The organism is Senegalia massiliensis, from assembly GCF_900626135.1.
Classification (GTDB): domain Bacteria; phylum Bacillota; class Clostridia; order Tissierellales; family SIT17; genus Anaeromonas; species Anaeromonas massiliensis.
This window is the reverse complement of sequence record NZ_LR130785.1, coordinates 947,308-965,458: the sequence shown is the minus strand read 5'-3', so window position 1 is coordinate 965,458 and position 18,151 is coordinate 947,308. Positions and strand designations below refer to the sequence as shown.

Sequence of the window (18,151 nt, the reverse complement as noted above, 5' to 3'; positions counted from 1 at the left end):
CCTCCTTAAGCTAAAATTTCTGCAACTGTATTTGCTGCCTCAACATTACTATGAGCTACTATTACTCCTGCATCTTTTAACATCTTAGTTTGTTTATCTAAATTTTGTTTGTCTTTATCCGTTCCACAAATATATGCTACAAATATAACTTCTCTATTATTATCTTTTGCTATTTGTTTTGCTTCTTCTATAGCAGGTAAAGTTGCACCTACTGGATCTTCATGAGAACCATAACCTAATTCAAAATCTAATAATATAACTCCTACACTTTCATCTTTTACTTCTTTTTTAATTTTACTTAATCTTATAGTAGGATCTATCATAGGATGAGGTCTACCTTGCGTAAATTCATCTTCACCTAAATCTAATAATACATTACCTAAATAATCTTCTACATTCTCTAATTTTTCTTCATCACCTTTTGCTACATTACTTTTTATTCCATCTAATTTGTCTCTTAAAATAGCTAAAGTCTCTGCACAAAGAGTTCCACCACCATATAACCCTCTTACATATTTTTGACTGTCTTTTAATTTTTCTTTTGCATCTATAATTTGTTGTTTTAATTCATTACTGTTTTCATTTGTATCTACATTTTTGTTCTTATTTGATAGTGCTACTGCTTTTTTAGCTGTATCATATAGATTATATCCAAAAATAGCTCCTACTTTTTCTACTTCTTTACTATCACCTTCAATAAATGATACTACTACAGGAGTGTCTATTTCTGATACCCTCTCTAAAATCTTCTTTTCTACAGATTTTGCTGGTGGTTTAGAAATAAGCACTATTACATCAGTAGAATTATCTTTTTCCAATGCATTTATTGATTCGAGCATCATTATTCCACCAACTTCTTCTTTTAAATCACGTCCACCAGTACCTATGGCTTGAGAAATCCCTCCACCTAATCTATCTATTTGTACCATTACTTCTTGAAGGCCTGTACCTGAGGCAGCTACAAGTCCAATATTCCCTTCGTTAACCTTATTTGCAAAACATAATCCAGTATTATTTATACTAGCTGTACCACAGTCTGGCCCCATAACTAATAATCCTTTGTCACGTGCCTTCTCTTTAAGTCTTACTTCATCTTCTATTGATACATTATCACTAAATAACATTACATGTAGATTATTATCTAATGCCTTATCTACTTCTCTTGCTGCATATTCTCCTGGTACAGAAATTACAACCATATTTGCTTGTTCCATTCTATTTACAGCATCTGATATAGTCTTAGGGTTTTTCTTTTCCCTTTCTCCTTCATCAGAACTTTTAGAATTTAACAATTCATCTACTTTTTCGTAAGCTTTTTCATAATTTTCTTGGTTGTCTGCCTTTATTGCAATTATAAGGTCACTACTTTTTGCATTCATTGATTCTTCTGTATCTAACCCTACATTTTGTAATAATTCTTTATTCATATCTGTACCCATTGATATAACTGCATCTTCTATACCTTCTAAATCTGTAATCTTACTAGATAGACTCATAAGAGTTACAGAATCATAATATGAATTTTGTCTAATAACTGTATTTGATACCATTTAAAATTCCTCCATTTCATTTTCATCAATTGTAAATAAAAATCCTAATACTACGCCTATACTCATATCTGTTCCAGAAGAAGATCCTATAGTTAAAAGATTTTTAAAAGATTTCAAATATTTATCACTATTGTTATATAAAAATGAATATATAAAATCATTTAAATATTCCCTAAACTTTTCTTGAGTTGCTGCTTTTAACATTGCTCTACTTACATCAGTTGTAGATTTTGTATCTAAAGGTATTAAATCCTTTATTTTATGAAATAAATCATTATTCTTATTAAATATGGTTATAGCTGCCATAAATCCTGTTAAAAAATCATCTCCAGAAGGAGTAAGGCCCATTCCAAGTCCTATTAATCCTCTAATATCTGTCTCTTGGATATTATCTTGTTTAATTTTCATATAAAAATCATCTATTTTTTTAGAAAGTTCCCTTTCTATTAAACTATCTGAATTATTTTCTATACCTAAAAAGTTTTTTAAATAATAATATTTACATCCACCACTACTGCCCATGCTTTGTATCATCATATTAAAAATACCTATATTTTTCTTTATATATTCAGTAGAAAAGCTTTGTATTTTTTCTCTTTCTACATTCCATAATTCTGCACTAGATAAATCAATTTCTATATTTCCTATAAATAAATTATCTTTATTTTTAATTATATTTTGATCTTCAAATACTATATCTTTAAAACTACCATTATAATCTACTTTTAAAGTATATGGTGCATTATCTGTTTTATTATTTGAAATTGTATAAAGCGTACCATTATCAGATTGAATATTTACTACTTTGTCAAATATACTATGAATATCACCTTGAATATTTTTTTCCTTTAAAAAATATTGGAAGTCTCTATCTAAATATAATCCTTTAATTTTATTAGTGCTCATTTATACCTCACCTTTAATTTCATCTTTTGGTAACACAATATTTAATACTATTGCAATTATTGATGCAGGAACAACTCCTGAAGTTAAAAATAATTGAATATTTGTTGAAAATTGAGAAGTAACTTCTGGAACTAGATTAAGCCCTACACCTACACCTATAGAGATAGCAATTATCAATAAATTTCTACTAGTAAATCTAATATTTTTAAGTAAAGTAAGTCCAGAAACCATTACCATAGAAAACATTGCAATTGTTCCACCACCTAGTACAGCTTCTGGCATTATTGAAATAATCGCTGCAAACTTTGGAAGTAGTGCTAATATTAATAGTATAATTGCTCCTATCTTTACCACATATCTACTAAATACTCCAGTCAAATTTACTACGCCAATATTTTGAGTATATGATGTGTTTGGAAAAGCATTAAAAAATGAAGCAATTGCACTTGCTACTCCATCTGCTAAAACTCCACCTTTTACTTCTTCTGGAGTAGCATCTCTACCCTCAGATGCACTAGTAAGAGCAGATATATCTCCAATAGTTTCTATTGAAGTAGCTATATACATAAATACCATTGCTATTATAGCAGAAGGTTCAAACACCCATTTATATGCTAGAGGTCTTGGAAATGATACCCAAGATGCTTCTAAAACCGGTGTGAAATCAATTAAATTCATAAAAATAGATAAAATATAACCTACTACAAGCCCTATTAATACAGATGAAGATTTTGTAAATTTACTACCAAACTGATTAAATATAATTATAGTAATTAATACAGTAGTAGATATAAATAAATTTTTGAAACTACCTATGTCTCCATTTCCTCCTGCAGCTTGTTTTATACCAACAGGAATGAGAGTCATCCCTATACTCAAAACTACAATACCAGAAACTAATGGAGTAAAAATTTTTTTGAGTTTATCTAAATTTAAAGCTATAAAAATTTCAAATAATCCCCCAATAAGACTTGCACCAAGTACTGCTTCTATACCAAATTGTGTTCCTATTGCTAAAACTGTTGCAATAAAAGCATTGCTTGTTCCCATTACAATAGGTAAACCTGAACCTATTTTACCCTTTTTACTTATCTGAATGAAAGTAGATATTCCAGCCATAAATAAGGCGCATTGTATTAAAAAAGTAGTTTCCTTTGAATTTAATCCTAATGCATTTGATAACAATAATGGGACTGTAATATTTGATGCAAACATAGCTAATATATGTTGAAATGCCAAAGGAATACTTTTTGATAACTTAGGTTTATCATTTATACCATAAATAATATTGATTTCTGTTGTATTATTCTCCATTTAAGTTATATCTCCTCATTATTATACTCGTAAATAAAGGGATTAATCTTAATCCCTTTATTTATGGTTTATACAAATATTATAGCAACTATTGTAACTAATATAAATGCAGGTATAACATATTTCACATTTTCCTTTATAACATCCATTATTTCTAAATCAAAACCATCTGCTAAAGCTGCTACATTTATTTGAACCGGACTTATTTGAGTACCAAGTCCAGTAGCTATTGCAACAAATCCCATAGCTTCTGATGGCAATCCTAGTACTGATAATGTTGGTAATATAAGTGTTAATACTCCTGCTGTAAATGCTCCAGAAGGTATTGCTATTAAAAATGCTGCAACCATAGCCATAGGAAGGATTATAGCATCAGGTGCTTTAGATACAAGACCCGCTAATTGTTCAAAAGTTCCAAGTTCACCTATCATGTTTATAAATGATAAGAATATTCCTACAGAAAATAATGTAGTAAGTATAAATTTAGAGCCATCAATTAAAGCTTCACTTGTTTTGTCTATATTAAGTGGTGTACATATTACAGTTAATATTGCTGTAAAAATTACTGCTGTTGCTGGAGTGAATAAAGTTATCCCTATAAGCTCATTCAAATTACTACCAAGTACAACTAATGTTAAAAGTGCTATAGAAGGTATTGCTCTTTTTACTAATATAGATGTTGATACATTTTCTTCTTGTTTTTTATCTTTTCCTTCTCTTACTAAAGAACCTCTTCTATATACTCCATAAACTGCAAGTGCTGCTGCAAGTACAAAAAATACTATTGTATAAGGTAACATTGCATTTGCATGAGCTACAACATCACGTCCTGCACTTTCTGCAGCTATTACTGTTTCTGTTGAAGCTGGAGAAGTAGTAAAACCAACTGCTGTTGCTATTGCCATTCCTGCTATAACTTCTGGAACTGCTCCAAGTGCTATTGCTACAAGTGGTGCTGTAACCATTGTATTTCCTGCACCAAGTCCTGCAGTATATGTTGCAAAAGCTTGAATTAACACCATTATTCCACCAAGTATAGCTATTTTTCCTTTTAATCCTCTTTTAGCAAGTTCAACTAAAGATTCTATGCTTCCTGCCTTTGCTACCATTGATGCTGCTGCTGCATATAATATTGGTACTGTAATACCTAACATATTACCTACACCACCAATAAACAGCCCTGTAGCTTCACCTATGCCAATACCTCCTATTATCATAGCCAGTATTCCACCAACTAAGCCTGCAAAAAGCATATGCTTTCTCATAAATAATAATATTAAAATAACTACTAAAGGTATAACATTAATTAATAATTCCATTTAAATTCCTCCTTTTTAAAATGACCCCATATATTTGATCTTTCTATTATTGCCTTGTGTTTTTTATTTGTATTTATAACAATAAATCTTGCTCTTTGTTTTTCTTTGACTTCATAATTATTATTGAATAAAGAGGAAGGAATAATAGAAATCATATCAAATATATTAGATAAATCATCTATACCACCCATATGTGACCCATGAGCACCTATAAGAGCTTCCTCTAATAAATTTCCATTCCCAAAAGGGTTAAATGGATCTCTTATGTTATCAGAACCTATACTTACATCTATACCTTTTTCAAGTAAATCTTTTACCCTTGTTATTCCTCTTCTATAATTTTTATCATCATTTCTTCCTTGTAAATATAAATTAGTAGAGGGAAGTGTAACTATACCAATTTTTGCCTTCTTGATTAAAGATAAAATATTTTTAATATCTTCTAATTTATTTGCTGATAAACTACAACAATGTCCTGCTACTACTCTGCCTTGATAATTTTCATCTATAGTTTTATCAGCTAGATATTTAACAGTAAGTGTATCTGAATCATCAGTCTCATCAATATGCATATCAATATCTTTATTATATTTTTTAGCTAATTCAAATATCATATCAATATGTTCTTTAGGCTTTTTCTCTATAGCTGGTATACCACCTACTATATCTGTTCCAAGCTTCAGAGCATCTTCTAGATATTTATAATTATTCAGATTTTCTATAAACCCTTCTTGAGGAAATGCAACTATTTGAATATCAATTTTTTCTTTGAATTCCTCTTTAAGTTCTAAAATAGCATGAATACCTTTCAACCCTATTATTTCATCAACATCTACATGAGTTCTTAAATATCTAGTACCATTTTCATATGCAAGTTCTAAAGTTTTTCTAGCTCTATCTTTTATATCAGATTCAGACATATTTTCTTTATAATTAGTCATTATTTCTATGGCTTCATTTAAAGTTCCCGATTGATTAGAAACCTTCTCTCCGATTAAAGCTTTATCCAAATGCATATGACTATCTACAAATCCATTAATAACAATCTTTTTATCTACATCTATTATCTTATCTACTGTTATATTGTCTATATTAGAATCAATTTTTTCAATATATCCATCTTTAATATATATATCTTGAATTTCGTTTTTAAAAGGCATATAACAATTTTTAAATAAAACTTTCATTTTATACTCCCCTCTATTCAAGTATTTTTACTTCTCTATTATTGTAGCTATTGGTCCACCACCTGCAGGTCCTTGGTGCTCTGCTCCTCCAGAAACATATACCATAGGATCTCCTACTATAGAAGATATTACAGCATTTACTACAGATCTTGCTTGTCTTGTATGATTTATATCAGAATCTGTAAGCATTGTAGTTCTTCTATTTCTTACATATCCATCAGGAGATGCTTCAGCTTTTGCTAATATATTTACTATTCTATTTTTTTGTTCTTCTGTTGGAAGTTTATCTACTCCAAGACCTGCATCATTCATAGATTCTATCACTGCTTCTAAGTCTATTGAATCCTTCATAACACTATGTCCTATTTTATATTGACTTACTGATTTTTTAGAATTTCCTAAAAGGATTATTTCACAGTTTAATAGTTCAACACCTGCTGAAGTTGAAGCTATATTTGAATAAAGATTCCAATCATGTAATATAGATTCATTTGTAACTTTTGATTCTTCTATTTCACCTAAAGCAATGGCAACACCTAATGCTGATGCTCCTCTTGTATAACCCATAGACTTATAAGTATCTTCTACAGCTACATCTTTACCTCTAGAATATGCATCATTTATTCTATCTGAAGTTAATAAAGGAGTTTTAATTTGTACAAAGTGAACATCTTCTTTATTTTCTATTCCTGTTTCTTTCATTAATTCTAATACAACTCTTTTTACTTCCTTTACCATTTCCATTCTTCCCATTTCTTCTGGTAAGAACTCTTTAGTAAATCCAACACTTAAAGCTAATGATTTTTCATCTCTTTCCTCTGCCTCTACTTGCTTTTTAGTAAAAATAGTTGCATGTGGTGACATAACACCTTCTGTACCACCACTCATTACAAATGCTACAGTTTCACCTATTTCATCCATTGATTTATCTAATTCTCTAGACAGATAAAGTTTAAAGCTTTGAGTAGCATATCCTCTAGTAAAGTCATTTACACAACCATTACCTTCTGTTTTGCCAAGAACTGCCACTATTTCCTCTGGTTTTATTTCACCACTATCTACTAATTTTTTAAGTCCAGAAACATCCTCTGGTCCTGACATTGGTACTCTGTAAATATTTACATCCATCATATATATCTTCCTCCTCGTATAATAATCGTTTTCCTTTTATGATAATATTGTATCAATTTATATAGTTTTTATCATTGTAAAAAGGTCATAAACATTTTTAAAAATATTGTCGAACTTTGCTAATACTATTTTCTATACCTGAAATTTAGTATATTTATGTTTAAAGTTTTAATATCATAAATTAAATAAAAGATAGTATAACTCTAGAGTTATACTATCTTTTATTTAAATACTATATTTAAAATTCTATTTTAATCCTGCTTCTTTAACTGCTTTTATAAACCTTTCTGAATCAGAAACATTACCAAATACTCCACCTTGCATTTTTATAGATTTTATTGCTGATTTATAGTTTTCTTCATCTGTTGCTCCAGTACAATCTTTTAAAAGTATACACCAATAACCATAATCATTAGCTTCTCGCATAATAGTGTGAACACATACATCTGTAGTTATACCTGAAATTACTAGATGAGTTACCCCTAAGTTTTTTAATAATAGATGTATGTTACTCATAGTAAATGCACCTTTACCTTCTTTATCTACTATATATTCACCTTCTATAGGATAAAGTTCATCTACTATATCCCAATTCGGTTCACCTCTAGTTAAAAGCTTACCTATTCCTCCTTCAGGAGTTTCTCCAATACCAACACCATGTCCTATTATTTTAGATCTTAATACTTTATTAAAGGGAGCATCAGATAAATCAGGTAAATGTCCTTCTCTTGTATGAACTACTTTTATATCAGTTCCTCTAATAGTATCTAATACATTCTTTATAGGTTTTATAGGTGCAGAAGTTGCAGCTAAATCATAGCCCATAACATCTACATATCCTTTTTCACCTGCAAAATCTGTTTGCATATCTATTGAGATAAATGCTGTTCTTGCTGAGTCTAATTCTATAAAAGCATTCTGTCCGAATTTTGGAGTATCTTCTACTTCTAATTTAATTATTTTACCTTTAGGTTCACCATATTGCCAAGCTGGGAATCTAATTGTTTTAGTTTCTTTAAATTCTTCGTATGCGTCTTCAACTTTCTTCAAGAAATTTTCTCTACCTCTATTTAAAAACTCTTCATATTTTCTCATACCTTTTTGCATGTTTATCTCCCCTATTATTTATCATAATATTCTACATCTTATTTTTACCCTGAAAAAAATGTCTAAAACTGTGGACTCCTTTATTTAAAAACCCTTACATCTCACCTTTTGATTTAAACCATATATATATATTATAAGCTAGTACTATTTCACCTATTTCAAATCCATCATCAATATTTATTCCTAGTTCTCTTAATTTTTCCATTCTATATCTAAGCGTATTATAATGAATATACATATTTTTAGCTGTTTTTTGTAAGTTGAAATTTGTATCAAGTACTCCTTTTAAAGTGTTCATCAAACTTAAATCATGACTATTATCGTATTCAATTAATTTTCCTAACTTTTCATTTACATAGTTTTTTAATAATGTTATATCTTTTATTTCTTTAATTAAATTTATTACTCTGAAATCTTCATAATGAATTAAAAATGAATCTTTATTTAGTGCTTTTCCTATTTCTATACCATTTTTAGCTTCTTTATATGCAAGTGGTAATTCATTTATTTTTTCTATTCTTTTAGATATTCCTATTCCAATTTTCCCCATATACTTTAACTCATTTAATATTGTTGTAGCAATATTCATCAATATTTCTTTATTGTATTCAAAGCTACCTACATTTACAAATATAATTAATGAATCATCAATATGTGCTGATTTAATTTTTCTTAACTCAATATTTATTTTTTTACTTATAATATTTTCTAAAGTTTTTTCTTCTATTAATTTTTCATAATTTTCCCTTTTAATTTTTTCATCTTGAACAAGTAATTTTAAATCAATTATTACTTGTGGAAATTCCAGCTCCCAACCAAATGACTTTGCTTTATTTACAGCTTCTGTTTTAGAACTTATGTTGTTTTCAAGCATCTCTCTTATAAAAGAATTTAAATAATTTTTTTCTTTTTCTAATATCGCTCTATTTTTATGAAACTCAGATGCTAACAACAATGAAGCTTGATTTAATGCGACTAGAATATTTTCATCTTTTCTATTACATTCTACCACCATTAAATATCCAAAAGAGTTATTACCAGCTTTAATTCTATTTATTATATAATTATCTTGTTCTATTTTTATTCCACCAACAACTAATTGTAAATTCTCAGCATTAACAAATTGCTCATTCTCCAAATAAATTAATTTATCTTTAATATTTTTTGAAGTTAATTTTATATTAAAGTCATTATCAAACAAAATTACAGGTGAATCTATAATTCTAGAAAATTCTTCAATAAGTGTGTTTAATCCTTCCCCTTTTAAAAAAAGTTCCATCATTTTCTCATTTACAAAATTTCTAAACTTAAGTATTCCTATGTGCTTATTTAATGATAATTCTAATATTTCATTAACCAAATTAGATAAATTTGCGTCTTGTGGAAGTTTTATCAATGGAAAACCTAATTTATTAGCTTGTTCAACCATTACTTCTGGAATCCTTGGTACATATCTTTGAGGCTTTATACAAATTCCTGCTAAATTCTTAGATGCTAGTTTAGGAATTAATTCATCTTTTGCTTTTTCATCTTTATATATTGGATATAGAGTTGTAACAAGCAATGACTTTTCTTCAATATATGAAAAAACATCAGGAACTTCCATTAGAAAACCATTTTTTACTTCATTATGAATTCCATTTATTCCACCTATTATTTTTGCTCCATTAAACCCTTTTAATTTTAATATATTAGCTACTGTACTTTCCAAAACAAAACCTCCAAAATTACTTTTTATAGCTACATCATTATATCAGATAACAGTTTCTTTTAATAGGTATAGAAAAAAATAAAGATCCGTCACAAGCTCAGGATAACAAATGTATATCATTTTGAGCTTTCGACGGATCTTGTTATTATTTAAGTTTTATTAAAAGTTCTCCATTTTTAACTTGATCTTGTTCTTTAACTAAAATTAAACCTACTATTCCTTTAGATGGAGAGTTTATGATTGTTTCCATTTTCATAGCTTCAATGATAATTAGAGGTTCGTTTATTTTAACTTGCTGACCTTCCTCTACTAGTACCTTATAAATAGTCCCTGGAATACTAGCACCAACTTCTAGTGGATTATCAACATCTGCCATTTGAGTAAATATTTCATTTGCAATTATATTATTTGCCTTATCTTTGATTTTTATTTCTCTTACATTTCCATTGACTTCAAATGATAAATTTCTATAGCCTTCATTATCTAACTTGCCAATTTGAATAAGTTTAACTACTAGTATTTTACCTTCTTCTATTTCTATTTCTGAAGTCTCTCCTACAGTTAGACCATGGAAATATATATCACTTCCCATTCTGGTAAAGTCACCTTCATCTTTTATATATTTTAAATACTCGCTAAAAACTTTTGGATATAATGCATAGCTTAAAAGTTGTCTTTTAGTAGGTTCCACTCTGAAATTTTCTTTTAAATGTTTCTCTATCTCTTCAAAATCTACTGGTGGTAATAATTCTCCTGGTCTACAGTCAATAGACTCTTTATCTTTTAAAACAAGCTTTTTAAGCTTTTCCGGAAATCCACCTTTTGGTTGACCCATCATACCTTTAAAATAACTATCTACAGAATCAGGAAAACTCATTCCTTTTGCTTTATCATAGATATTTTCAGGCGTTAAATCATTTCTTACCATAAATATAGCTAAATCTCCTATCATTTTAGAAGAAGGAGTTACTTTTACAATATCACCCATCATTTCATTCGCCTTTTTAAACATTTCTTTAACTTCTGTAAATCTATGGCCAAGCCCAAAACTTTCAACTTGTGGCTTTAAATTTGAGTATTGTCCACCTGGTATTTCATATTTATATATTTCAGCTGTACCTGATTTCAATTCAGATTCAAAATTCCCATATACAGGTCTTACTGCACTCCAGTAGTCATCAAGTTTTTGGATATTATCTAGACAGATACCAGTATCTCTATTAGTATTTTCAAGAGCTGCTACTACAGAGTTTAAAGCTGGTTGACTAGTAAGCCCTGACATACTATTAAATGCTGTATCTACAATATCTACCCCTGCTTCTGCAGCCATTATAAGAGTAGCTACTCCATTTCCACTAGTATCATGAGTGTGTAAATGAATAGGCATAGATACTTCTTTTTTAAGCTCTGTAATTAATTCAAAAGCAGCATAAGGTTTTAATAAGGATGACATATCTTTGATAGCTAAAATATGAGCTCCTGTTTTTTCAATTTCTTTAGCTAATTTTATATAATAATCCAAATCATATTTAGTTCTCTTTTTATCTAATATATCTCCAGTATAACAAATAGAAGCTTCTGCTATTTTACCAGTTTTTAAAACTTCATCTATAGCAACTTTCATTCCATCTAACCAGTTTAATGAGTCAAATATTCTAAATAAATCAATTCCTGCATTTGCTGATTCTTTTATAAATTCTCTAATTACATTATCAGGATAATTTGCATAGCCTACTCCATTTGCTCCTCTAAGTAACATTTGGAATAAAATGTTTGGAACTTTTTTTCTAAGTTCTATTAGTCTTTTCCAAGGACTTTCCTTTAAAAATCTATAAGATACATCAAATGTAGCTCCTCCCCACATTTCTAAAGAAAATAAATCTTTTCCAAGTATTGATGTATCATTTGCAATCTTTATCATGTCAACTGTTCTAAGGCGAGTAGCCATAAGAGATTGTTGAGCATCTCTCATAGTAGTTTCAGTTATTAGTAATTTATTTTGATCTTTAATCCAATTTACAAGTCCTTCTGGTCCATTGTTATCTAATATCTGTTTAGTTCCTTTTAAATTATCTATTCTTTCTAACTTAGGAACCATAGGAACATCAAAATCCTTTTTATCTCCTTTAACTTCATTAACTATTTTTTCGCCTAAAAACTTCAATAATTTTAATTCTTTATCTCTTGTAGGTTTAATATTGAAGATTTCAGGATGACTATCTAGAAAATTCGTATCACATTCTCCATTTAAAAAAGTTTCATGCATTAGTATATTAATTAAAAAAGCTGAATTGGTCTTTATACCTTTAATAGCAAATTCTCTAATTGACCTTACAGCTTTTTTTGCAGCATCTTCAAATGTTCTAGAATAAGATATAGTTTTAACTAAAAGGCTATCATAATAAGGGCTAATTACTGACCCAGTATACCCATTTCCTCCATCTAATCTAATACCAAATCCATTTGCCGAACGATAAACATCAATTTTACCTGTATCTGGCGCAAAATTATTTTTAGGATCTTCTGTTGTTATACGGCACTGAATAGAATATCCACGTACATCAACACTCTCTTGATTTGGTAAATTAATCCTAGATGAATCTAGACTATATCCTTCTGCAATCAATATTTGAGATTGAACAATGTCTATACCTGTTACCATTTCTGTAATTGTATGTTCCACTTGAATTCTTGGATTCATCTCTATAAAGTAATGATTGCCTTTGTTATCAACTAAAAATTCAACTGTTCCTGCATTTCTATAATTTACAGCTTTTCCTATCTTTATTGCATCCTCACATATAGCTTTTCTTTTTTCATCTGAAAGTGAAAAAGCTGGAGTAAACTCTATAATTTTTTGGTGTCGTCTTTGTATAGAACAATCTCTCTCAAAAAGATGAACTATATTGCCAGATTTATCTCCTAATATTTGAACTTCTATATGTTTTGGATTTTCAAGATATTTTTCAATAAAAATACTATCTATACCAAATGCTTTTTTAGCTTCATTTTTTGCACTTTGAAATGAAGAAACTAATTCATCTTTATCTCTAACAATACGCATTCCACGTCCTCCACCACCAGCAGCTGCTTTTAGCATAACAGGATATCCACAATGGGCTGCAAATTTTAATAATTCTTTTTCTGAGTTAATAGGTTTTTCTATCCCTGGTATTGTAGAAACACCAACTTCTTTAGCCACAATTTTTGAAGATATTTTATCTCCTACTTGTTTCATCATATCCTCACTTGGTCCAATAAATTCTATATTAGCCTCATTACACTTTCTTACAAACTCAGGGTTTTCTGATAAAAACCCATAACCAGGATGTATTGCATCTACCCCTTTATTTTTTGCAAGATTTATAATCTCATCAATATCTAAATATGCTTCAATAGGGCCCTTATTTTTCCCAATCAAGTAGGATTCATCAGCTTTTGTACGGAATAAGCTCTTTCTGTCTTCATGAGAATATATTGCTACTGTCCTAATACCTAATTCATGGCATGCTCGAAATATACGAATAGCAATTTCTCCTCTATTGGCAACTAAAACTCTTTTAAATTTTTTCACGTTATTTCCTCCTTCATTGGAATTCTAATTCTATCATTATTATGTTTTAATATTATATAATATTAAAACATTGTATAACAAAATCGTAACATTTTCAATAAAAAAAACACTAGGAAAAATCCTAGTGTTTTATATATTATTCTTCTGATTTATATACTTTAGTACCACTTTCACCTTTTAAAGCTTCTTTAGCTTTTTCAAGTGAAGCTATTATAGTAGTTCTACCTATTTTTGATTCTGCAAATTTCATAGCAGCTTCAACTTTTGGTAGCATACTTCCTGGTGCAAAGTGCTTTTCTTCTATATATTTTTTAGCTTCTTTTATACTCATTGATTCTAAATCTAATTGATCTGGTTTACCAAAGTTAATTGAAACTCTATCTACTGCTGTAAGTATAAATAGATAATCAGCGTCTACTATTTCAGCTAATTTTTCACTAGCAAAGTCTTTGTCTATTACTGCTGGTACGCCTTTTAAAGAATTTCCTTCTTCAACTACTGGTATTCCACCACCACCAACAGTGATAACTACTTGACCGCTATCTATTAAAGCTTTTACAGTTTCTTTTTCTACTACATCTACAGGTTTTGGAGAAGCAACTACTCTTCTATATCCTCTTCCTGAATCTTCTACCATATCATAACCTTTTTCTTTTCTAAGAATTTCACACTGTTCTTCAGTATAGAAACTTCCTATTGGTTTAGAAGGATGTTTGAAAGCTTCATCATCTTTATCTACTACAACTTGAGTTACTATTGTAGCTACAGGTTTTTTTGTATTTCTCTTTTTTAATTCTTCACCTATTGCATTTTGAAGATGATATCCTATATATCCTTGACTCATAGCTCCACATTCTGGGAACGGCATTGAAGGAACAGCATCTTCTTCACTTGAAGCAACTTCCATTGCTAAGTTAATCATACCAACTTGTGGACCATTACCATGTGCTATTACTACTTCATTTCCATCTTCTATAAGATCAACTATTGGCTTCGCTGTATCTTTTACCAATTTTAACTGTTCTTCCGGTGTTTTTCCTAAGGCATTACCGCCTAATGCAATTACTATTCTACTCATAAGTACCTCCTAAAAATTTTATAGTATAGTTAGTTTCATAGTTTTTAAACCTACTTAAGTATATTTTATCATGAATTGTATAAAAATCCATAGTAAATTTAATTTTTTTTATATTTTAGCAAATTTCTATAATTTTCACTTAAAATTTTGTCTAATATTATCATTTCTTAATCCATCTAATGCCTCTTCAGGAGATAATTTGCTAGTATTATCTTTATCAGTATAAGATAATACTAGTTCTCCATTACTTTTAATTACAAAGGTAGTAGTTGAAGATAATAATTTATCTAAACCAAACTTTTTGTATATTTTATAACCATTGTCTATTAATACTTCATATTGTAAAAAGTTTTCTTCTATAATATTCCTAATTTCTTCTTTTGACCCTGTAGTTATTAAAATTAAATCTGTATTTAATTTATGAATCTCAGGAAGTGATTCTTGATAAGATTGTAGATCTAATATATTGTGCTTAAATAACTTTTCAGGATAAAAAACAATTATTAAATTTCCATTTAACAATAATTTATTTATACTAATTACATCATTATAAGAGTTATTTAAACTAAAATTAAATATTTTATTCCCTACCTCAATAGTAATCACCCCTAATTTCGTATTTTCTTAAATATTTCAGATATAGTCATAGGTAAGAGTGATAATAACCCTACATAAATCCAGTGAACTCCATCTAAACTTGATAGTTCAAATATATCCCTTAGAGGTGGAATAAATACTACACTTAGTAAAAGTGTTGCTGATAATGCTATTGCACCTATAAGATATTTATTTGAAAATAACCCTACCTTAAACATACTTTTATCCATAGATCTTATTGTTAAACTGTTTGCAAATTGTGAAACTGCAAGTGTTACAAGTGCCATAGTTCTACCTGTTTCAATATTTACTTCTTTACCTAAATAAAAGGCAATTATAGTTACTGCACCTATTACAATACCTTTTACAAATATACTGACCCCAAGTCCACCTGCAAATATACTTTCATCTGAAGATCTTGGTTTCCTATCCATTATACCAGGTTCTGGTGGATCTACTCCAAGTGCAAGTGCTGGGAAACTATCTGTTATAAGATTGACCCATAATATATGAATTGGTAAAAGTGGAGTTGGCATTCCTATAACTAATGCTACAAAAAGAGCAATGATTTCTCCAACATTACAAGATAAAAGATAATGTATAGATTTTTTAATGTTATCAAATATACTTCTTCCTTCTTCTACTGCTGAAACTATTGTAGAGAAATTATCATCAGTAAGTACCATATCTGCTGCTTCTTTCGATACATCTGTACCAGTTATACCCATAGCACAACCAATATTAGCTCTTTTAAGTGCCGGTGCATCATTTACTCCATCTCCTGTCATTGCAACTACTTTTTCATGACTTTGCCATGCTTTTACTATTTTCACTTTATGCTCAGGAGAAACCCTAGCATATACAGAGTATTTTTCAACATTTGCTGCTAATTCACTATCAGATAATTTTTCAATTTCTTTTCCTTCTATAGCTTCTGAATCCTCTTCTAGTATTCCAAGTTCCTTTGCTATTGCAATGGCAGTTATTTTATAATCTCCTGTAATCATAACTGGTTTAATTCCAGCACGTCTACATTCCTCTACAGAAACTTTAACTTCCTCTCTAGGTGGATCTATCATACCACTCATACCAACAAATACTAAATCACTTTCTACTGATTCACTATTAATTCTGTCAGGAATTTTTTCTATATCCTTGTATGCTAAGCCTAGAACTCTAAGAGCACTTGAAGCCATACTTTCATTTTCTTCTATTATTTTTTGTTTATGTTCTTCGGTTATATCTTTTACTTCTCCATCTATTAATATACCTTTACATCTATCTAATATTACATCTATTGCCCCTTTTGTAAATACTCTATAGTTATTTTCTTTTTCATGAATTGTACTCATCATTTTCCTATCAGAGTCAAATGGCACTTCTTCTACTCTTGGCATTTTTTCTTCTAATTTTTTTCTATATAAACCTTTATCTCTACCTAATACAATCAAAGCTATTTCAGTAGGATCTCCTATAGCCTTTTTTTCTCCATTATCTTCTTCAATAGATGAATCATTACACATAAGTCCTGCCATAACAGCTAGTTCTTCATCTGTATTTTCTATATTAACATCCTCTGAATCAATTAGTTTATTATAAGTATAAACTTTAGTTACAGTCATTTTATTTTGTGTAAGTGTACCAGTTTTATCAGAACAAATTACTGAAGCAGTTCCAAGTGTTTCTACTGCTGGTAGTTTTCTTATTATTGCATTTTTCTTTATCATACGTTGAACACCTAAAGAAAGTACAATAGTAACTATAGCTGGAAGTCCTTCTGGAATAGCTGCTACAGCTAAGGATACTGCTAACATAAACATTTCAAATACTCCACGACCTTGGAAATATCCTACTAAAAATATTACTCCACATACTGCAAGAGCTATTATTCCTAAATATTTACCTAATTGATCTAACTTTTTCTGAAGTGGAGTTTCTAAATCTTCTTGACTTTCTATCATTTTAGCTATTTTACCTATTTCTGTATCCATGCCAGTTTCAGTTACTATAACTTTTCCTCTTCCATTAGTTACTAAAGAAGTAGAATACACCATATTTTTTCTATCCCCTATAGGAATATCTTTTCCTTCTGGAATTTCTAAATCCTTATCTACTGGAACAGACTCTCCTGTTAAAGCTGATTCTTCTACTTTTAAACTTGCACTTTCAATAAGTATACCATCTGCTGCTATGTAATCTCCAGCTTCTAATATTAATATATCTCCTGGTACTATTTCTCCAGAGTTTATTTCCAATATGCTACCATTTCTCAAAACTTTTGCAGTAGGTTTAGACATATCTTTTAAAGCTTTCAATGATTCTTCAGCTTTGTTTTCTTGAACTAAACCAAGTATTGCATTTAATAATACTATTGCTGCTATTATTATAGTATCCTTATATTCTCCTAATGCTCCAGATACTATTGCTGCTACTAAAAGTATTATTACCATGAAATTTTTAAATTGATTTATAAATCGTTGAAATAGAGTTATGCTTTTTTTACCTTCTAATTCATTTGAACCATATTTCTCTCTTCGTGTTATTACCTCTTCCTCTGATAATCCCATTTTAGGATCAACTTTCAATATATCCATAACTTCTTCAGGTTTCTTTTTATACCACAATTCCGAACTCAATATATATCACTCTCCTATAATAAATCTCTATAATTTCCTTA

Annotated in this window: 12 protein-coding genes; all 12 read right to left on the bottom strand. The window is 29.3% G+C overall.

The window, feature by feature from the left end:
- Window positions 1–5: 5 nt before the first annotated feature.
- Complete coding sequence (gene fdrA / locus E0D94_RS04685) at window positions 6–1,550, bottom strand: acyl-CoA synthetase FdrA (RefSeq protein ID WP_130806134.1); 1,545 nt, start codon at window positions 1,548–1,550, stop codon at window positions 6–8.
- A complete protein-coding gene (locus tag E0D94_RS04680) occupies window positions 1,551–2,456 on the bottom strand; it encodes an oxamate carbamoyltransferase subunit AllH family protein (RefSeq protein ID WP_130806133.1) in 906 nt (301 codons plus the stop codon).
- Window positions 2,457–3,770: a uracil-xanthine permease family protein gene (locus E0D94_RS04675; protein WP_130806132.1), complete on the bottom strand. Its 1,314-nt coding sequence runs from the start codon at window positions 3,768–3,770 to the stop codon at window positions 2,457–2,459.
- A gap of 68 nt (window positions 3,771–3,838) precedes the next feature.
- Window positions 3,839–5,089, bottom strand: a complete 1,251-nt coding sequence (locus tag E0D94_RS04670) for a hypothetical protein (protein WP_130806131.1) — start codon at window positions 5,087–5,089, stop codon at window positions 3,839–3,841.
- A complete protein-coding gene (locus tag E0D94_RS04665; protein WP_130806130.1) occupies window positions 5,077–6,276 on the bottom strand; it encodes an amidohydrolase family protein in 1,200 nt (399 codons plus the stop codon). Before E0D94_RS04665 ends, E0D94_RS04670 begins: the two co-directional genes overlap by 13 nt.
- 27 nt (window positions 6,277–6,303) lie before the next feature.
- Window positions 6,304–7,407 carry a cyanuric acid amidohydrolase gene (atzD, locus tag E0D94_RS04660; RefSeq protein WP_165442867.1) on the bottom strand — a complete coding sequence of 368 codons (1,104 nt, stop codon included), beginning with the start codon at window positions 7,405–7,407 and terminating at the stop codon, window positions 6,304–6,306.
- Between the two features lie 246 nt (window positions 7,408–7,653).
- Window positions 7,654–8,514, bottom strand: coding sequence for a cysteine hydrolase family protein (locus E0D94_RS04655; protein WP_207289632.1), 861 nt, complete (start codon window positions 8,512–8,514; stop codon window positions 7,654–7,656).
- A gap of 94 nt (window positions 8,515–8,608) precedes the next feature.
- Window positions 8,609–10,225 (bottom strand): PucR family transcriptional regulator, encoded by a 1,617-nt coding sequence (locus tag E0D94_RS04650; RefSeq protein ID WP_130806129.1) that lies wholly within the window; start codon window positions 10,223–10,225, stop codon window positions 8,609–8,611.
- A 145-nt stretch (window positions 10,226–10,370) separates the two neighbouring features.
- Window positions 10,371–13,799, bottom strand: coding sequence for a pyruvate carboxylase (locus tag E0D94_RS04645; RefSeq protein WP_130806128.1), 3,429 nt, complete (start codon window positions 13,797–13,799; stop codon window positions 10,371–10,373).
- Between the two features lie 136 nt (window positions 13,800–13,935).
- Window positions 13,936–14,877 (bottom strand): carbamate kinase, encoded by a 942-nt coding sequence (arcC, locus tag E0D94_RS04640; RefSeq protein ID WP_130806127.1) that lies wholly within the window; start codon window positions 14,875–14,877, stop codon window positions 13,936–13,938.
- A gap of 135 nt (window positions 14,878–15,012) precedes the next feature.
- Complete coding sequence (locus E0D94_RS04635; protein ID WP_130806126.1) at window positions 15,013–15,483, bottom strand: peroxiredoxin family protein; 471 nt, start codon at window positions 15,481–15,483, stop codon at window positions 15,013–15,015.
- Between the two features lie 2 nt (window positions 15,484–15,485).
- Window positions 15,486–18,098: a calcium-translocating P-type ATPase, SERCA-type gene (locus E0D94_RS04630; RefSeq protein WP_207289716.1), complete on the bottom strand. Its 2,613-nt coding sequence runs from the start codon at window positions 18,096–18,098 to the stop codon at window positions 15,486–15,488.
- Window positions 18,099–18,151 lie beyond the last annotated feature (53 nt).

Bases quoted from the DNA above. Each gene is read 5' to 3' on its own strand.
- fdrA (WP_130806134.1), bottom strand. From the start codon at position 1,550: ATGGTATCAAATACAGTTATTAGACAAAATTCATATTATGATTCTGTA.
- E0D94_RS04670 (WP_130806131.1), bottom strand. From the start codon at position 5,089: ATGGAATTATTAATTAATGTTATACCTTTAGTAGTTATTTTAATATTA.
- arcC (WP_130806127.1), bottom strand. From the start codon at position 14,877: ATGAGTAGAATAGTAATTGCATTAGGCGGTAATGCCTTAGGAAAAACA.
- atzD (WP_165442867.1), bottom strand. From the start codon at position 7,407: ATGATGGATGTAAATATTTACAGAGTACCAATGTCAGGACCAGAGGAT.
- E0D94_RS04675 (WP_130806132.1), bottom strand. From the start codon at position 3,770: ATGGAGAATAATACAACAGAAATCAATATTATTTATGGTATAAATGAT.
- E0D94_RS04680 (WP_130806133.1), bottom strand. From the start codon at position 2,456: ATGAGCACTAATAAAATTAAAGGATTATATTTAGATAGAGACTTCCAA.
- E0D94_RS04665 (WP_130806130.1), bottom strand. From the start codon at position 6,276: ATGAAAGTTTTATTTAAAAATTGTTATATGCCTTTTAAAAACGAAATT.
- E0D94_RS04655 (WP_207289632.1), bottom strand. From the start codon at position 8,514: ATGCAAAAAGGTATGAGAAAATATGAAGAGTTTTTAAATAGAGGTAGA.